This is a genomic window from Luteimonas pelagia, assembly GCF_054776035.1.
Map to the genome: position 1 here is coordinate 384,679 of NZ_BAAHCG010000002.1, position 16,924 is coordinate 401,602.

13 protein-coding genes and 4 tRNA genes are annotated in these 16,924 nt (G+C 72.8%); 3 read left to right on the forward strand and 14 right to left on the reverse strand.

The window, feature by feature from the left end; all coding sequences use genetic code 11:
• Positions 1-6: 6 nt before the first annotated feature.
• The 10 genes from mfd to ACYU7H_RS07000 form a co-directional block, all read right to left on the reverse strand.
• Positions 7-3,507 (reverse strand): transcription-repair coupling factor, encoded by a 3,501-nt coding sequence (gene mfd / locus ACYU7H_RS06955; RefSeq protein ID WP_460813429.1) that lies wholly within the window; start codon positions 3,505-3,507, stop codon positions 7-9.
• Positions 3,508-3,590: 83 nt separating this feature from the next.
• Positions 3,591-4,136, reverse strand: a complete 546-nt coding sequence (locus ACYU7H_RS06960) for a GNAT family N-acetyltransferase (protein WP_460813430.1) — start codon at positions 4,134-4,136, stop codon at positions 3,591-3,593.
• An 86-nt stretch (positions 4,137-4,222) separates the two neighbouring features.
• On the reverse strand, positions 4,223-5,080 hold the full coding sequence (locus ACYU7H_RS06965; RefSeq protein WP_460813432.1) for a 23S rRNA (adenine(2030)-N(6))-methyltransferase RlmJ: 858 nt from the start codon (positions 5,078-5,080) through the stop codon (positions 4,223-4,225).
• Between the two features lie 51 nt (positions 5,081-5,131).
• Positions 5,132-5,683 carry a phosphatase PAP2 family protein gene (locus tag ACYU7H_RS06970; protein ID WP_460813434.1) on the reverse strand — a complete coding sequence of 184 codons (552 nt, stop codon included), beginning with the start codon at positions 5,681-5,683 and terminating at the stop codon, positions 5,132-5,134.
• Positions 5,661-6,815: a glycosyltransferase family 4 protein gene (locus ACYU7H_RS06975; RefSeq protein WP_460813435.1), complete on the reverse strand. Its 1,155-nt coding sequence runs from the start codon at positions 6,813-6,815 to the stop codon at positions 5,661-5,663. The genes ACYU7H_RS06970 and ACYU7H_RS06975 overlap by 23 nt, the downstream gene beginning before the upstream one ends.
• A gap of 87 nt (positions 6,816-6,902) precedes the next feature.
• On the reverse strand, positions 6,903-8,462 hold the full coding sequence (locus ACYU7H_RS06980) for a Ppx/GppA phosphatase family protein (RefSeq protein ID WP_460813437.1): 1,560 nt from the start codon (positions 8,460-8,462) through the stop codon (positions 6,903-6,905).
• Positions 8,459-10,552, reverse strand: coding sequence for a polyphosphate kinase 1 (ppk1, locus tag ACYU7H_RS06985; RefSeq protein ID WP_460813438.1), 2,094 nt, complete (start codon positions 10,550-10,552; stop codon positions 8,459-8,461). Before ppk1 ends, ACYU7H_RS06980 begins: the two co-directional genes overlap by 4 nt.
• A complete protein-coding gene (gene phoR / locus ACYU7H_RS06990) occupies positions 10,545-11,885 on the reverse strand; it encodes a phosphate regulon sensor histidine kinase PhoR (RefSeq protein ID WP_460813440.1) in 1,341 nt (446 codons plus the stop codon). The genes ppk1 and phoR overlap by 8 nt, the downstream gene beginning before the upstream one ends.
• 47 nt (positions 11,886-11,932) lie before the next feature.
• Positions 11,933-12,637, reverse strand: a complete 705-nt coding sequence (gene phoB / locus ACYU7H_RS06995; protein WP_460813443.1) for a phosphate regulon transcriptional regulator PhoB — start codon at positions 12,635-12,637, stop codon at positions 11,933-11,935.
• A 119-nt stretch (positions 12,638-12,756) separates the two neighbouring features.
• Complete coding sequence (locus ACYU7H_RS07000) at positions 12,757-14,340, reverse strand: M48 family metalloprotease (RefSeq protein ID WP_460813445.1); 1,584 nt, start codon at positions 14,338-14,340, stop codon at positions 12,757-12,759.
• A gap of 173 nt (positions 14,341-14,513) precedes the next feature.
• On the opposite strand from ACYU7H_RS07000, the gene grxC reads away from it, so the two are divergent.
• The 3 genes from grxC to ACYU7H_RS07015 all read left to right on the forward strand — a co-directional run bounded on the left by grxC (position 14,514) and on the right by ACYU7H_RS07015 (position 16,327).
• Entirely contained in the window at positions 14,514-14,792 is a 279-nt protein-coding gene (grxC, locus tag ACYU7H_RS07005; protein ID WP_460813446.1) for a glutaredoxin 3, read from the forward strand.
• Positions 14,789-15,190 (forward strand): carboxymuconolactone decarboxylase family protein, encoded by a 402-nt coding sequence (locus ACYU7H_RS07010; RefSeq protein ID WP_460813448.1) that lies wholly within the window; start codon positions 14,789-14,791, stop codon positions 15,188-15,190. The genes grxC and ACYU7H_RS07010 overlap by 4 nt, the downstream gene beginning before the upstream one ends.
• A gap of 129 nt (positions 15,191-15,319) precedes the next feature.
• On the forward strand, positions 15,320-16,327 hold the full coding sequence (locus ACYU7H_RS07015; RefSeq protein WP_460813450.1) for an isocitrate dehydrogenase: 1,008 nt from the start codon (positions 15,320-15,322) through the stop codon (positions 16,325-16,327).
• A gap of 63 nt (positions 16,328-16,390) precedes the next feature.
• On the opposite strand, the gene ACYU7H_RS07020 is transcribed toward ACYU7H_RS07015, so the two are convergent.
• The 4 genes from ACYU7H_RS07020 to ACYU7H_RS07035 all read right to left on the reverse strand — a co-directional run bounded on the left by ACYU7H_RS07020 (position 16,391) and on the right by ACYU7H_RS07035 (position 16,893).
• Positions 16,391-16,476: transfer RNA gene (locus tag ACYU7H_RS07020), tRNA-Leu, on the reverse strand.
• Between the two features lie 108 nt (positions 16,477-16,584).
• Positions 16,585-16,660 (reverse strand) — tRNA-Lys (locus tag ACYU7H_RS07025).
• Positions 16,661-16,717: 57 nt separating this feature from the next.
• Positions 16,718-16,794 (reverse strand) — tRNA-His (locus ACYU7H_RS07030).
• Positions 16,795-16,816: 22 nt separating this feature from the next.
• A tRNA-Arg gene (locus tag ACYU7H_RS07035) sits at positions 16,817-16,893 on the reverse strand.
• Positions 16,894-16,924 lie beyond the last annotated feature (31 nt).

Sequence of the window (16,924 nt, forward strand, 5' to 3'; positions counted from 1 at the left end):
TCGTCGTCAGGCGCGCACGCCTTCGCCGGGCGACAGCACCGCGAGCAACCCGCGGGCCGCATCCAGGCGCTCGCCCGGCGTGGGCAGGTCGTGCTTCAGGCGCAGGCGGTCCGGGCCCTCCATCGCGTAGCGCTTGGGCTGGCCCTGGATCAGCTGGATCACCGCCCTCGGATCGACCGCGGGCTTCTCGACGAACTGCAGCCGGCCGCCCTCGGGGCCGACGTCCAGCTTGCGCACGCCCAGCGCGGTCGCCTGCTGCTTCAGGCCGGCCACCGCGAACAGGTGCTTCGCCGGATCGGGCAGCAGCCCGAAGCGGTCGATCATCTCGACCTGCAGTTCGCGCAGCGCCGCCGCGTCGCGTGCGCCGCTGATGCGCTTGTACAGCGTCAGGCGCGTGTGCACGTCGGGCAGGTAGTCCTCGGGGATCAGCGCCGGCAGGTGCAGTTCGACGTCGGCGCCGTGGTGGTCGACGGCATCCAGGTCGGGCAGCTTGCCCTGGCGGATCGAATGCACCGCGCGTTCCAGCAGCTCCGTGTACAGGCTGAAGCCGACCTCGGCCATCTGGCCGCTCTGGTCCTCGCCGAGCAGTTCCCCCGCGCCGCGGATCTCCAGGTCGTGGGTCGCCAGGGTGAACCCGGCACCGAGTTCGTCCATCGCCGCGATCGCGTCCAGGCGCTTGCGCGCGTCTGCAGTGATCGAGCGCCGGTCCGGCACGACCAGGTACGCGTAGGCGCGGTGGTGCGACCGCCCGACGCGGCCGCGCAGCTGGTGCAGCTGCCCCAGGCCGAAGCGGTCGGCGCGGTTCATCACGATGGTGTTGGCGTTCGGGATGTCGATGCCCGACTCGATGATCGTCGTGCACAGCAGCACGTTGAAGCGCTGCTTGTGGAAGTCGAGCATGACCTGCTCGAGTTCGCGTTCCGGCATCTGGCCGTGGGCGATGCCGATGCGCGCCTCCGGCACCAGCTCGGCCAGCTCGCGCTGCATCCGGCCGATGCTCTCCACGTCGTTGTGCAGGAAGTAGACCTGGCCGCCGCGCGCCAGCTCGCGCTGGAAGGCCTCGCGCAGCAGGCTGCCGTCCCAGGGCGTGACGAAGGTCTGCACCGCCATCCGGTGGGCCGGCGGCGTGGCGATGATCGACAGGTCGCGCAGGCCGCTCATCGCCATGTTCAGGGTGCGCGGGATCGGCGTCGCGGTGAGGGTGAGCAGGTGCACGTTGGCGCGCAGCGCCTTGAGCGCCTCCTTCTGGCGCACGCCGAAGCGCTGCTCCTCGTCGACGATGACCAGGCCCAGGTCCTTGAAGCGCACGTCCTTCTGCAGCAGCCGGTGGGTGCCGACGATCACGTCGATCTCGCCGCGCTCGAGTCTCTCGAGCTCGGCCTTGATCTCCTTGGCGGACTTGAAGCGCGACAGCACCTCGACACGGATCGGCCAGTCGGCAAACCGGTCGCGGAAGTTGCGGTAGTGCTGTTCGGCCAGCAGCGTGGTCGGCACGAGGACCGCCACCTGCCTGCCGGCCGTCGCCGCCACGAACGCGGCGCGCACCGCGACCTCGGTCTTGCCGAAGCCGACGTCGCCGCAGACCACCCGGTCCATCGGCTGGCTGGACGCCAGGTCGCGGATCACCGCCTCGATCGCGGCGTGCTGGTCGGGCGTCTCCTCGAACGGAAAGGCCGCGGCGAACGGCTCGTAAAGGGCTCGGTCGACGTCAAGCGCCAGCCCGGCCCGCGCCTGGCGCTTCGCCTGGATCTCGAGCAGCTCGGCGGCGACGTCGCGGACCTTCTCCGCGGCCTTGCGCTTGGCCTTCGTCCACTGCTCGCCGCCGAGCGAGTGCAACGGCGCGGCCTCTGGCGACGCGCCGGAATAGCGGCTGATCAGGTGCAGCTGGGCGACCGGGACGTACAGGCGGTCGCCCTTGGCGTACTCGATCTCGAGGTACTCCGCGGGCGTGCCGCCGGCCTCGAGCACGACCAGCCCGCGGTAGCGGCCGACGCCGTGGTCCTCGTGCACGATCGGCGCGCCCTGGGCCAGCTCGCCGAGGTCGCGGATGATCGCCTCGGGCTCGCGACCGGCGCGCGCGCGTCGGCGCGGTTGCGCGGCGCGCTCGGGGAAGAGCTGCCGCTCGGTCAGCACCGCCAGCTGCGGCGAATCCAGCGCGAAGCCGTCCTCGAACGGCGCCACGGCGATCGCGAAGCGCGCCGAACCGGCCTGGAAGGCGGGGAAGCCGTCGAGCGTGGCCGGCTGGAGGCCGCCAGCGGCCATGACTTCGGCCAGCGCCTCGCGCCGGCCCGGGGAGTCCGCCGCCACCAGCACGCGGCCCGGGTAGCTGGACAGGAAGTCCTTCAGCGCCGCGCCCGGCGACGCGTCGCGCGCGGCGAGCGGCAGCGATGGCGCGGGCTGGCTCGGCATCGCCGCGGCGCGCTCATGCTGCGGGTGGTCCGGCGCGCACACTTCGACGCGGTCGCCCCGGTTCAGGCGTTCGCGCAGGGCGTCGGGCGGCAGCCAGACCTCGTCGGGCGGCAGCAACGGGTGCTCGATGTCGTGGCGGCGCTGCTCGTACCGGTGCGCGACCTGCGACCAGAACGCATCCATCGCCTCGGAGGCACCGGGACCCAGCACGGGCAGGGCGCGCGCGCCGAGGTAGTCGAACAGCGTGGCGGTGTCGTCGACGCCGCGCTCCAGGAACAGCGGCAGGTAGTACTCGATGCCCGCCGGTGCCGCGCCCGCCTTCAGGTCCTGGAACAGCGCGCTGCGGCGCATGTCGATGTCGAAGCGTTCGCGCAGCCGGTCGAGCGCGCGCTTGACCGCGGCCTCGTCCATCGGCAGCTCGCGGCCGGGCAGCATGCGGACCGAGTCGATGCGCTCGAGCGAACGCTGCGTCTCCGGGTCGAAGGCGCGGATGCTGTCGATGTCGTCGTCGAGCAGTTCGATGCGCAGCGGATGGTCCGCGCCCATCGGGTAGACGTCCAGCAGGCCGCCGCGCACGGCGAAGTCGCCGGGGTCGAGCACCTGCGGGACGTGGCGGTAGCCCGCGGCTTCCAGGCGTCGCTTCTCGGCGTCGAGGTCCAGGCGCTGGCCGGTCGCCAGGTCGAAGCTGCCGCCCACGACGTGCCGGGCGGGTGGCAGGCGCTGCATCAGCGTGGCCGCGGGGACCACGACGACGCCTCGCGCCAGCGCCGGCAGGTGCTGCAGCGCGCTGATCCGCTGGCTCACGATGTCCGGGTGCGGGCTGAAGCGGTCGTAGGGGAGCGTTTCCCAGTCCGGGAACGGCAACACGGGGCAGGCGCCATCGGCGTGCGCGTCCGCGCCCAGCAGCGTGCGCAGGTCAGATTCGAGCTGGTGCGCGGCGTGGTTGTCGCGGGTGACCAGCAGCAGCGGGCCGTCGTGGCCGGCGGCGGCCTGCGCGACGTGCCAGGCGAGCGCGGACGGCGAGGCGGGCGCACGCCACCAGGCGCGCGGGCGCCCGGCGCCGGGCATCGGCGGGAGGGAAGCGGGGGGAGGGGCCATCAGGCGCGCAATTCTAGGGGCCGGGCGGCCCGCATGCGACCGCGGGTGGTCGACGCGGGGCGGGCCCGCCTGGCGCCTGGCGATCAACCCCGGGGCAGGTCGAGGACGACGTGGACCAGTCCCGGGTCGGACGATGCTTCGCGACGGAACCCGAGCGAGTCGGCCAGTGACAGCATCGGGGTGTTGTCGGCCAGCACGTGGCCCTGCATCCGGGCGAGCTTCTTTCCACGCGCCCAGCGCACCAGGCGGCGCATGAGGTGGCGTCCGAGGCCCTGCCCTGCGATGAAGCGGCTGACGAGGATCGCGAATTCCGCCTCGCGGGTCCCCTCCAGCACGGCGGTCCGCGCCACCGCGCCCACCAGCGCGTCGCCGGGCGGCAGGGGTTCGGCGGCGACCAGCGCGAACTCGCGCCGGGGATCCGGGCGCGCGAGGCGCTCGGCCTCCTGCATGGGCAGTTCGATGCGCCCGGAGTGCAGGAAGCGCTGGCGGATCTCTTCGGGTTGGAGAAGGGGAAAGCCGGCGTGCAGCGCGGCGGCATCCTCGGGTCGGATCGGGCGGACCAGCACCTCGCGACCGTCGCGCAGGCGCAGGCGCTCGTGCCAGGGCGGCAGGCGGTTGCGGGAAGCCATGGGCGCGGAGCGTGCCATGTCGGAGGTGAAGCCCGGTTGCACACGGCCTTCACGTCCGCGCGCCATGGACGACCATCGGCCGGACGTCAGGCGGATTCGCGCAGCCAGCGGAGTTGGCCGCCTCCGCCGCCCTCGTCCAGGGCCGGCACGAGGGCGTCCAGGGCGGGCGCGAGGCGCTCGTCCAGCCGCCAGGGGGGATTGAAGACGAACAGCCCGCTGCCGTTCATCCGCAGCGGCGAGTCATCCGGCCGCACCCGCAGTTCGATCGACAGCGTGCCCTTCGCCGGCAGCGACGCGGCGCGACGCATCGCCGGCCGGAGCGCCCGCGCCTGCTTGATCGGATACCAGAGCGCGAAGATGCCCTGGGGCCAGCGCGCCAGCCCGTCGCGGATCGCATCGAACGCGACGTCGAACTCGGCGAGCTGGGCCTCGTACGGCGGGTCGACCAGCACCAGGCCCCGGCCGATCCGCCCCGCGGCCCCGGCGGGCGGGAGCAGCGCGCGGATCGCGGCGTAGCCGTCGCGGGCGTGGATGCCGACGCGCGGGTCGTGCCCGAGCACCGACTTCAGGGCCGCGACTTCGCCTGGCTGCAGTTCGCAGCATGCGATCGCGTCCTGCGCGCGCAGGGCATGCGCGAGCAGCCAGGGCGACCCGGGATAGGCCTCCGGCCCGTGCGCGACGCGGCAGGCCTGGATGGCATCGAGGTAACGGTCGACCGCGGGCACGCCACGCGGCAGGGGGTCGAGGCGCCGCACGCCGCCGGCGGCCTCGCCGGTCCGCGCGGCCTCGTCGGCGCCGAGCGCGTAGAGCCCGCGGCCCGCGTGCGTGTCCAGCGCGAAGCAGGGCGCGGGCTTCGCCACGAGGGCGTCGCACAGCGCGAGCAGCACGACGTGCTTGAGCACGTCGGCATGGTTGCCGGCATGGAAGGCGTGGCGGTAGTTCAAGCGGGCGGGCCCGGCGGAGCGGCCGCCCATGGTATGCGTTGCGGACCGGCCTCAGCCCAACGCCCGCTGGAGCGCGACCGACAACCCTCCCAGGAGCAGCCCGATCACGGTCGCGGCGGCGACGTCGCTCGGGTAGTGCAGCCCGAGCACGACGCGCGACGCGGCGATGGCGAGCGTGAACGGCACCAGCACCCACCCCAGCCCGGGGACATGGGCAACCGCCACGGTCGTGAACGCCACCGCGTGCAGGGTGTGGCCGGATGGAAAGCTGAATTCGTCGAGCGGCGCGACCCACGGCCGGATGCGGGCGTCGGCCGCGAACGGCCGGGGGCGCCGCAGTCGCGACTTCATCGCCCGGTAGAGCGCCAGCGAGACCGCCCCGGTCACCGCGAGGTGCGCGGCGGCCAGCATGCCGGGCCTGCCCTGCAGCAGCATCACCGCCATCAGCGCGTACCACGCCGCGCCGTCGCCGAGGCGGCTGGTGATCGCGAAGCCCCGTCGCACGAGCCGGTTGAGGCAGACCGTGTTCGCGCGAAGGCAGGTGCCCGTGTCGAAGCGGTCCAGCGCGGAGCGCCAGCGGTCACGCGGCAGCGGGCGCGCCATGGCGCTTCTCCCGGGACAGCGTGGACAGGATCGCGTCGAGCGCCGCGCCCACGCGGGACGGCTGCAGGTGGGACACCGCCCGCGGCGCCGCGATGCGCATGGCGTCGCGACGGAGGTCGTCGGTGCCGATGGCGACGACCGCGGCGACGAAGGCGTCCGCGTCCCCATCGCGGACCAGCGCGCCATGGATGCCGTCGCGAAGGTGTTCGCGCGCGGCGGCGCGGTCGAAGGCGACCGTGGGCACGCCGCTGGCCAGCGCCTCGAGGGTGACGTTGCCGAAGGTCTCGCTGCGAGAAGCGAAGGCGAACAGGTCCGCGCTCGCCAGGTGCCGCGCCAGGGCGGGCCCGCGCTGGACGCCGCAGAAGACGAAATCCGGGTGCGCGCGCGCGAGCACCTCGCGCAGGGGGCCGTCGCCCACCCACACCATGCGCGCGCCGGCGCGGCGCGCCTGCAGCGCCCGGAACGCACGGACAACGAGATCCAGGTTCTTCTCCGCCGCGATGCGCCCGACGTGCAGGACCACGGGCGCGCCCGGCGGCGCGTCCCATGCCGCCCGCAACGCCGGGTCGCGATGCTTGGGATCGAAACGCGCGGTGTCGACCGCGCGTGCCAGGCGGCGGACGTTTCGGAAGCCGCGTGCCGTCAGCCAGGCCGCGAGTTCCTCCGTCGGAACGAGCGTGCAGTTCCCTTTCGCATGGAAGCGACGCATCCATGCGAGCGCGGGGGCCTCGAGCCATGGCAACCCGTAGTCGCCCATGTAGGCGTCGAAGCGCGTGTGCAGCCCGGTCGCCGCGGGGATGCCGAGGGTGGCGGCCGCGCGCAGCGCCGACCACCCCAGGGGACCTTCGGTGGCCACGTAGATGGCATCGGGCCGCACGGCGCCGCGCCAGTGCGCCCGCAGGTGGCCCGTGGCCGGCAGCCCGAACCGCAGGCCCGGATAGCGGGGAAGCGGGCAACCCGGCACGAGGCACGTGCCATCGGCCGGGGGCGCGAGCCGCTCGTGCGGTTGTCGCGGCCTGACCACGTCGACGACACGGCCACGCCGGCGGAGCGCGTCGGCGAAGCCCCGCACCGTCAGGGCGACGCCGTTGACCTCGGGTGGCCAGGTTTCGGTGACGATCGCGTAGCGCATCGGGACCTCCGGTGCGCGCAGCGTGGCGGGCGCCGGTTCCAGCGCGATGTCGATGGGGTGACCGCGGCATGACAGCCGCGGGCGCCGTCAGTCCGCGGCGACGTCCAGGGTGATGTCGAGCTTCTCGACATCGCCGGGTTCGCTTTCCAGGTCGGTGGCGAGCAGGGGCCGCGCGTCGAGCCAGGCGCGGTCCAGCGCGATCGACAGGCGGTCGCCGGCGGCGCGCGCATCGAGCCGGGGCACCGGGTCGGCTTCGTGCGCGCGGTGAAGGAGCACGGCCAGCCGAAGCAGGGCCGTCGAGCGGCGGGCGGCCGGGAGCAGGCGGTCGGGCAGGGCGTCGAACACCGTGCGCGGGATGCGCCGGCGGTGCGCGCGGACCAGCGCGGCCAGGAAACGCTGCTCCTGCTGGGAGAAGCCGGCGATGTCCGAGTGCGCGAGGAGGTAGGCGCCATGGACCTGGTGCTGGCTGTGCGCGATGACCAGGCCGATCTCGTGCAGGCGCGCGGCCCAGCCGAGCATCGCGCGGTCGTCCGCGTTCAGGCCCCAGCCCGTGGCCACCTGGTCGAACAGGCGCAACGCGGTCGCCTCCACGCGCGCGGCCTGCGCCGCGTCGATCGCGTAGCGCTGCATGAGCGCGGCGACCGAGGCGTCGCGCGGGTCGTTGTCGCTGGCGCGGCCGACCAGGTCGTGCAGCACGCCCTCGCGCATCGCCGCGCGGCTGACCGCCATCCGTTGCAGGCCGAGGGCGTCGAACGCCGCCTGCAGCACGAGGATGCCCCCGGCGATGACCGGGCGACGGTCGTCGTCGAGGCCGGGCAGGTCGATCCGGTCCACCCGGCCGGCCACCATCACCCGGTCTCGCAGCACGGGCAGGGCCTCGGCAGTGACGGCGCCCTTGGTGAGGTCCATCGCCGCGCAGATCTCGCCGATGGCCTTGTTGGTGCCCGAGGACCCGATGGCTTCCTGCCAGCCGAGCGCGCGGTAGACGGCGGCGAACTGCTGGAATTCCACGCCCACCTCCGCCAGTGCCTGCCGCCAGCGCCGCGCCGTCAGTCGTCCGTCCGGGAAGAACCGTCGCGTGGTGGCGACGCAACCCACCTGCAGGCTCTCGCGTTCGAGCGGCACCATGCCGCGGCCGATGATGCACTCGGTGGAGCCGCCGCCGATGTCGATGACCAGCCTGCGCTGCCCCGGCCGGGGCGGCTGGGCATGCGCCACGCCGTTGTAGATCAGGCGCGCCTCCTCGCGGCCGGACACGACCTCGATCGCGTGGCCCAGCGCGGTCTCCGCCGGGACCAGGAAACCCTGCGGCGCGGCGAGCTGGCGCACGGTGTTGGTCGCGATCGCCCGGACGCGCTCGGGCGGGATGTCGCGCAGGCGCTGGCCGAAGCGGGCCAGGCAGGCGAGAGCGCGTTCGCGCACGTCCGGGCGGAGGCCGCCCTTGCCGTCCAGGCCCTCCGCCATGCGCACGACTTCGCGCAGCCGGTCCACGACCCGCAACTGGCCGAGCAGGTGCCGGGCGACGACCATGTGGAAGCTGTTCGAGCCCAGGTCCACGGCGGCCAGCAGCTCGCCCTCCGCGAGCGGCGCCACGCTCGCGCCTGCGCGGACGTGGGCGGCGACGGAGGGGCTGTCGGCGTCGTTCATCCGGTCACCGCCTCGAGCAGCGCGCCCTGCGCCGAGTGCGGCGGATCGCCACCGGGCGCGGCGCGCACGTAGCTGCCGTCGGGCTGCAGCAGCCATGCATCGGTGTTGTCGGCCAGGTAGTTGTCGAGCGCCTCGTCGCGCACGCGCGCGGCCAGCCCCGGGTCGCGCACCGGGAACCCCACCTCGACGCGCCGCAGCAGGTTGCGCTCGAGCCAGTCGGCGCTGGCGCAGAACAGTTCGGGGTCGCCGTCGTTCGCGAACCACCAGGCGCGCCCGTGCTCCAGGAACCGGCCCACGACCGAACGCACGCGGATGTTGTCCGAGACGCCTGGCACGCCTGGGCGCAGCGTGCAGGCCCCGCGCACCACGAGGTCGATCTGCACGCCCGCCTGCGAGGCCGCGTACAGGGCGCGCACGACCTGCGGCTCGTTGATCGCGTTCATGCGCGCGATGATCCGGCCCTCGCGGCCGCTGCGCGCGTGCGCGGCCTCGCGGGCGATGCGTTCGAGCACGCCCGCGTGCAGGGTGAACGGCGACTGCAGCAGGCAGCGGGTGCGGATCGCGGGGGCCAGGCCGGAGACCTGCTGGAACACCAGGTGCACGTCGTCGCCGATGTCCCGGTCCGCCGTCAGCAGGCCCAGGTCGGTGTACGCGCGCGCCGTTCCCGCGTGGTAGTTGCCCGTGCCCAGGTGCACGTAACGGCGCAGGCGCGCGCCCTCGCGGCGCACGATCAGCAGCATCTTGGCGTGGGTCTTGTAGCCGACGACGCCGTAGACCACCTGCACGCCGGCCTCCTGCAACCGGTCGGCGAGGCCGAGGTTGGCCTCCTCGTCGAAGCGCGCGCGCAGCTCGACCACGGCGGTCACGTCCTTGCCGTTGCGGGCGGCCTGCACCAGCTGTTCGACGATCGGCGAGTCGCGCCCGGCGCGGTAGAGCGTCTGCTTGATCGCCAGCACGCCCGGGTCCTCGGCGGCCTGCCGCAGCAGCTCCAGCACCGGCGCGAACGAGTCGAACGGGTGGTGCAGCAGCATGTCGCCCTCGGCGAGGCGGTCGAACATGGCGTCGGTGCCTCGCGGCACGCGCGGCTGGAACGGCGCGTACTTCAGGTCCGGCCGCTGGACCAGGTCGTAGACCTGGATGGCGCGGTTGAGGTTGACCGGGCCGTTGATCCGGTAGACCGCGTGCTCGGGCAGGTCGAAGTTCGCCAGCAGCAACTGGACGATGTCGTCCGGGCACTGTTCCGCGATCTCCAGGCGCATGGCGCGCAGGTAGCCGCGCCCGATCAGTTCGTCGCGCAGGGCGAGCGCGAGGTTCTCCACCTCGTCCTCGTCCACGACCAGTTCGGAGTTGCGCGTCACCCGGAACTGGTACGCCCCGCGGACCTCCATGCCCGGGAAGAGTTCGTCCACGAACGCGGCGAGCACCGCCGACAGGAACACGAAGTCGTGCGGGCCGCCGGACACTTCGCGCGGCAGCTGGATGATCCGGGGCAGCGAGCGCGGGGCGCGCACGATCGCCAGGTGCCCGGCGCGCCCGAAGGCGTCGCGACCGTGCACCTCCACGACGATGTTCAGCGACTTGTTGAGGATCTTCGGGAACGGGTGCGCGGGATCCAGGCCCAGCGGCGACAGGACCGGCAGGATCTCCTCGCGGAAGTGCTGCCGCAGCCAGTCCGACTGCGCGTCCGTCCACGTGTCGCGCGCGAAGATGCGCACGCCGGCGTCGTTGAGCGCCGGGCGCAGTTCGTCGTTCCAGCAGGCGTACTGGGCGGCGACCAGTTCGGCGGCATCGTCGTGGATCCGCCGCAGCACCTCGGCCGGGGCGAGCCCGTCGGCCGCCGCGGGCATCCCGAAGTCGTGCGCGTGGCGCACGGTGGCGGCGCGGATCTCGAAGAACTCGTCGAGGTTGGTGCAACTGATGCACAGGAAGCGGAGCCGCTCGAGCAGCGGCACCTGCGCTTCGCGCGCCTGCGCCAGCACCCGGAAATTGAACGCGAGGTGCGAGAGCTCGCGGTTGAGGTACAGCGCCGGGTCCCGCAGCGGGTCCGCCAGCGATGCGTCGTCGTTGCGCGGGAGGGTGCGGTCATCCATGCGCGCGCTCCGGCGCGCCGGCGCCCAGGTGCGGTTCGCGCGCCACCGCGCGCTCGCGACCGAAGTGGCAGGCGAACACGCTGCCCTCGCCGACGTGGCTCTCGATCGAGAGCCGGCCCTGGTGGAGGTTGAGCACGTGCTTCACGATCGCCAGGCCCAGGCCGGTGCCGCCTGACTCCCGGGAGCGGCTGGTCGAAACGCGGTAGAAGCGCTCGGTGAGGCGCGGCAGGTGCGCGGCGGGGATGCCGTAGCCGCTGTCGCGCACGCTCAGCACCGGTTCCCCGGCTTCGAGCCGGAAGGCGATGGCGATGCGCCCGCCCGCGGGCGTGTAGCGCACGGCGTTGCTCACCAGGTTGGAGAACGCGCTGTGCAGTTCCCGGGTCGAGCCGAGCAGGTCGACCCGCGCCTCGTCCTCGACGGTCACGGTGTGCCGGCCCTGGCTGAGCGCCTCGGCCTCGCGGCGCAGCGTGGACAGCATCGGTGCCATGGCGACGGGCTCCTCGTCCAGGCCCTCCTGCGCCTCCAGCCGCGACAGCGTCAGGAGGTCCTCGACGAGCTGGGTCATCCGCTGCGACTGCCGCTGCATCTCGCCCAGCAACGCGCCCAGTTCCGGGTGCTCCTCGGGCTCGAGCATCTCCAGGTAGCCGTGGATGACGGTCAGCGGCGTGCGCAGCTCGTGCGAGACGTTGGCGACGAAGTCGCGGCGGACGTGCTCGAGCCGCATCAGCTTGGTGACGTCCCGCGCGACCAGCAGCCAGTGCTGGTCGGAGTAGGGGATCAGGCGCAGGGACAGGCGCACCGCGGGATCGACTGGCGACGGGGCGTCCAGGATCGGCTCCGCATGCCGGCCCGCCCCGAGCCAGCGCGCCACGGCCAGCGGCTGCAGCCTGTCGCCGAGCGGCGCTTCGATGTCGTTGGGATAGCGCAGGCCCAGCAGGCGCGTCGCGGCCTCGTTGAACCACTGCACGCGCTGGCTTTCGCGCTCGATGACCACCACGGCGTCGGGGAGGGCGGCCGCGACGGCGCGGTACGCGCGGAGCATGTCGACGAGCCGGCGCTTGCGGTCGCGCATGTCGGCCTGCCGCGCGTGCAGGGTTCGGTCCAGTTCGTTCCAGATCCCGCTGCCCGAGGGGGGCGGGAGCCGCTTGCGCGCGCCCAGCCTCGCCATGACCGCGCGCAGCTTCCAGTAATGCCATGCCACGATCGCCAGCGCCGCGACGGCCACCGCCGGCGCGAGCATGCCCGCCCACAGCCCGGCGGCGACCGCGACGGCGAGCACGAGCACGAGCGTGCCGAGCGTCCTGGACCAGGCGGAGCGGATGTCGCGGGTCATCGGGCGATTGTGGCAGAGCGGGGCCCGCGTCGTGGCGGGCGGGGGCGTCAGGACGAGGCGGAGAAGCGGTAGCCGGCGCCGCGGACCGTCTGCACCATCGCGTCCATGCCGTGGGGTTCGAGCGTCTTGCGCAACCGGCGGATGTGGACGTCGATGGTGCGCTCCTCGACGTAGACGCTGCCGCCCCACACGTGGTCGAGCAGCTGGGCGCGCGAGTAGACCCGGTCGGGGTGGGTCATGAAGAAGTGCAGCAGGCGGTACTCGGTCGGTCCGATCTGCACGGGCTGTCCGTCGCCGCCGCCGGTCGTGGCGTAGACCCGGTGCGCCGCGCCGTCGATGCGCAGGCCGCCCACCTGCACGCTGCCGTCCTCGTCGTCCTCCCGTGCGCGGCGCATGACCGCGCGGATGCGGGCGAGCAGCTCGCGCGCCGAGAACGGCTTGACCACGTAGTCGTCGACGCCGGCTTCGAGGCCGCCCACCCGGTCGTTCTCCTCGCCGCGCGCGGTGAGCATGATGATGGGGACCTCCCGGGTCAGCGATTCCCGGCGCCAGCGCCTGGCAAGTTCCAGGCCGCTGGTGCCCGGGAGCATCCAGTCGAGCAGGATCAGGTCGGGCACCTGGTCGGCGATGGCGGTCTGGGCTTCGCGGGCGTCCCCCGCGTGGACCGGCTCGAACTCGCCCTTGCGCAGGGCGTACGCGACCATCTCGCGGATGGCGGGTTCGTCGTCGACGATCAGGATGCGCTTCTGCATGCAGGCCCTTCGCGCGCGTTCCGGCGCGTTGCTCCCTGGGACCGGGCCAGTAGACGACGATTCTATGACGGCGACGTGACAGCGTCACACGCGCCCGGCGTGCCCCGGCCCGCGGGTCCTCAGCCCCGTTCCAGCGTCTCGTCGCGCACGCCCTGGCGCCGCAGCTCGAGCACGACCGGGGTGATCGCCGCGATCCGCGCGTCGATCCGCGCCCGCGCGTAGTAGTCGACGTCGGGATGCCGCCGGAGCGTCTGCAGCTGGAGCAGGGCCTGTTCCGGGCGGCCGGTGAGCAGGGCCACCTCGGCCCACGCCTCGCCGGCGCGCACCGGCTCCCCGGCGATCTCGCTGGCACGCGCCAGCGCGCGCTGGAACGTGGGGTCGTCCGACGATGTCGGGATGAGCGGCCGCAACACGTCGCGCGCCCGCCGCCCGGCCTCCGGGGTGTTGCGCTCGCCCAGGAGCGAGGCATAGGTCACCGCGACCGCGCGATGGTGGGGCATGCGCGACACGAGCGACTCGAACCGCTGGTCGGCCGCCGCCCGGCGTCCCGCGCGCGCGTCCGCCTCGGCCAGCGCGAGTTCGATCCACGCGTTGCCCGGGTCGGCCTCGTGCAATGGGCGAAGCAGTCGGGCGGCCGCCTCGCCGTCCCCGTCGCGCAGGTGCGCGACGGCCAGGCCGTAGGTCTGCGCCGTGGAAAGGCCGTCGGCGGCGTCGCCGATCTGGCGCAGTTCGCGGATCGCGGCCGACGGCGTCTCCGCGCTGAGGACGCGCAGGCGCTCGCGGGCGAACTCGAATCGGTCGCCGCCCGGTGCCGCGGACAGTGCCGACGGCAACGACAGTCCGCCGGGGAGCAGGGGGTTGTCGCTTCGCGCCACCTGCGGGACATAGGGCTTCCGCGCCTGCCCGATCTGGCGCGCGCGCTGGCGCGCTTCGCTGACGCGGGTGGTCGTGACCGGATGGGTCCGCAGGAAGTCCGGTGCCTGCCAGCCGCCGCTGTTCGCGCGGCTGGCGGCGAGCAGACGTTCGAAGAAGCCGGCCATCGCCTCGGGCGCGTAGCCGCTCCGGTCGAGCGTGCGGATGCCGATGCGGTCCGCCTCGGACTCGTTCGACCGCGTGTAGTCGATCTGGCGCTGCTGCATCAGGCCCATGCCGGTGGCGATCGCGGCCTGCGCGGCGTCGTCGGACGAATGGCCACCCGCCGCGTTCGCCGCCACGACCGCGCCGATCATCGCCAGCAGGATCGGGATCTGGTCCTTCTGCGCGCGCTCCACGCCGCGCAGCACGTGCTGCTGGGTCACGTGGGCGATCTCGTGCGCGAGCACGCCCGCGACCTCGTCCTCGCGTTCGGCACGCAGGACGAGGCCCGCGTTGACGCCGATGTAGCCGCCGAGCGTCGCGAAGGCGTTGATCTGGCGGTCGTCGAGCAGGAAGAAGGTGAAGGGGTCGCCCGGACGGTCGCCGGAGGCCACGAGGCGCGCGCCGACCTGCTTGAGCCAGCCCTCCAGCAGAGGGTCCTCCAGGGTGTAGCCGTAGTGGCGCAGCTGGCTCAGCAGCATCTGCCCGTAGCGCTGCTGCTCGGCGGGCGTGATCAGCGTGCCGGCCGAGGAACCGATGTCGGGGAGGTCCTGGGCACGGGCGTCCCGGACGGACGCGGGCGCGGCGATCGCAAGCGTCAGGGCGGCGGCAAGGGTCAGGAGGCGCACGGGATTCCCGGGTCTGTCGCGGAGGACGCCGGCAGCATGAACGCGCGCCTCCGGGGGCGCGTGAACAGGCTGTTAACCGGATGGGCGGTCGCGTGGCGCGCCACGGGTGGAAATGCGCGCCAAGCGACCGCATATTGCGACCGTCGCTTCCCTTGAAGGTTCCGGAGCCCCCCTTGTCCGCGTCCGAGTCGTCCCCCGAGATCACCCTCTACACCACGGCCATCTGCCCGTACTGCGTCGCCGCCAAGAACTTCCTGAAGAGTCGCGGCCTGTCCTGGAACGAGGTCCGCATCGACCTCGACGCGGATGCCCGCGCCACGATGATGTCGCGCGCACGCCGCACCAGCGTCCCCCAGATCTTCGTGGGCGAGACCCACGTGGGCGGCTACGACGACATGATCGCGATGCACCGGGACGGTCGCTTCGAGCCCCTCGTCGCGGGCGTCGCATGAGCACCGCCACCGCCGGGGACGGGCCGAGCGATCGCGTCCGGGACTTCACCGAGTTCCGCAAGCGGATGAACGAGCGGATCCTGGCCGAGCCGAACCAGGTCGTCCGCCGGTTCTTCGCGCTCGACACGCAGGCGTACCAGCCCGGCGCGCTGGATCTGCGGACCAAGGAACTGCTGGGCCTGGTGGCTTCGCTGGTGCTGCGTTGCGACGACTGCATCAGCTACCACGTGGCGCAGTGCCGGGAGGCCGGGGTGGCGCGCGACGAGATGTTCGAGGCGTTCTCCGTGGGCCTGGTGGTCGGCGGCAGCATCGTGATCCCCCACCTGCGGCGCGCGGTGGACTTCCTCGACCAGCTGGAACAGGGCGCCGAGGCGCCCGCCGCGCACGAGCACGCCTGATCCGGCCGGTCGGCGCCCGCCCGCGGCCCGGCCGCGGGACGGGCTTTGGCATAATGGCCGGCTCACACACGGCGCCGTACGGAAGCCCAGGGCTCGCCCGACGCCGCCCCCAGCCGGAACACATCCCCCATGACGCAAACGATCTCGGTCATCCGCGGCGACGGCATCGGCCCGGAAATCATGGACGCCACCCTGCACGTGCTAGAGGCGATGGACCTCGGGCTGCAGTACGAGTTCGTGGAGGCCGGCCTGGCCGCGCAGGAAGCCAGCGGCGAACTGCTGCCGGCCGCGACGATGGACTCCATCCGGCGCAACCGCGTCGCGCTCAAGAGCCCGCTCACCACGCCCGTCGGCGGCGGCTTCTCCTCGATCAACGTCGAACTGCGCAAGCGCTTCGACCTGTACGCGAACGTGCGTCCGGCGATCTCGCACCCGAACACGCGCTCGCGCTTCAGCGAAGGCGTGGACCTGGTCACCGTGCGCGAGAACACCGAAGGCGCGTACATCGCGGAAGGGCAGGAGCTGTCGGCCGACGGCGAGACCGCGACCTCGCTGATCCGCACCACGCGCCGGGGCTGCGAGCGGATCGTGCGCTACGCCTTCGAACTGGCCCGCAGGACCGGCCGCAGGAAGGTCACGATCGTGCACAAGGCGAACATCATGAAGTCGACCTCGGGCCTGTTCCTGAAGGTCGCGCGCGAGGTCGCCGCCGAGTACCCGGACATCGCCTCCGACGAGATGATCGTGGACGCGTGCTGCATGAAGCTGGTGATGCAGCCGGAGTCGTTCGACGTCATCGTGACCACGAACCTGTTCGGGGACATCCTCTCGGACCTGTGCGCGGGCCTGGTCGGCGGGCTCGGCCTGGCGCCGGGCGCCAACATCGGCGCGGACGCGGCGATCTTCGAGGCGGTCCACGGCACCGCGCCCGACATCGCGGGGCAGGGCAAGGCGAACCCGTGCGCGTTGCTGCTGGCGGCCGCGCAGATGCTCGACCACCTGGGCATGCCGGAAAAGGCGACGCGCCTGCGCGGGGCGATCGTCGCCACGCTCGAGGCGAAGGATTCGCTGACGCCGGACCTGGGTGGCGACGGCAACACGATGTCCTTCGCGAGGGCGATCGCCAGCCGCGTGTGACGCGACGGTCGGCCGGCAGGACACGAAGAAGGGCGCCGCGAGGCGCCCTTCCTGCTTTCCGGATGGTGCGAAAGGCGGGACTCGAACCCGCACGGGGGTTACCCGCTGGAACCTAAATCCAGTGCGTCTACCAGTTCCGCCACTTTCGCCCGGGATCCGCGCACGCGGATTCTAGCGCTGCCGCGCCGCGCGCCGTGACGCGCGCAAAAGAACGCGGAAAAAGAAAACGCCCGGCACGTGGCCGGGCGTCGCGTAGGTGGTGGGCCGTCAAGGATTCGAACCTTGGACCTACTGATTAAGAGTCAGCTGCTCTACCAACTGAGCTAACGGCCCGAACTGCGCATTGTACCCGAACCGCGCGCCGCGTGGCATGCCGCCGGGTGGAAAAGGTGGGGTGGCTGAGGGGATTCGAACCCCCGACCACTGGAATCACAATCCAGTACTCTAACCAACTGAGCTACAGCCACCACGGGAACACTTGCGGGTTGCTGGCGCGCCCGGCAGGACTCGAACCTGCAACCACCGGCTTAGAAGGCCGGTGCTCTATCCGGTTGAGCTACGGGCGCGGCGCGCGGCGATTCTCGCATGCCGTGCCGG

Excerpts from the sequence above, each read along its gene's own strand:
- ACYU7H_RS07015 (WP_460813450.1), top strand. The coding sequence starts at position 15,320 with ATGACGCAAACGATCTCGGTCATCCGCGGCGACGGCATCGGCCCGGAA.
- ppk1 (WP_460813438.1), bottom strand. The coding sequence starts at position 10,552 with ATGGATGACCGCACCCTCCCGCGCAACGACGACGCATCGCTGGCGGAC.
- mfd (WP_460813429.1), bottom strand. The coding sequence starts at position 3,507 with ATGGCCCCTCCCCCCGCTTCCCTCCCGCCGATGCCCGGCGCCGGGCGC.
- phoB (WP_460813443.1), bottom strand. The coding sequence starts at position 12,637 with ATGCAGAAGCGCATCCTGATCGTCGACGACGAACCCGCCATCCGCGAG.
- ACYU7H_RS06975 (WP_460813435.1), bottom strand. The coding sequence starts at position 6,815 with ATGCGCTACGCGATCGTCACCGAAACCTGGCCACCCGAGGTCAACGGC.
- ACYU7H_RS06960 (WP_460813430.1), bottom strand. The coding sequence starts at position 4,136 with ATGGCTTCCCGCAACCGCCTGCCGCCCTGGCACGAGCGCCTGCGCCTG.
- ACYU7H_RS07010 (WP_460813448.1), top strand. The coding sequence starts at position 14,789 with ATGAGCACCGCCACCGCCGGGGACGGGCCGAGCGATCGCGTCCGGGAC.
- phoR (WP_460813440.1), bottom strand. The coding sequence starts at position 11,885 with ATGACCCGCGACATCCGCTCCGCCTGGTCCAGGACGCTCGGCACGCTC.
- ACYU7H_RS06980 (WP_460813437.1), bottom strand. The coding sequence starts at position 8,462 with ATGAACGACGCCGACAGCCCCTCCGTCGCCGCCCACGTCCGCGCAGGC.
- ACYU7H_RS06970 (WP_460813434.1), bottom strand. The coding sequence starts at position 5,683 with ATGGCGCGCCCGCTGCCGCGTGACCGCTGGCGCTCCGCGCTGGACCGC.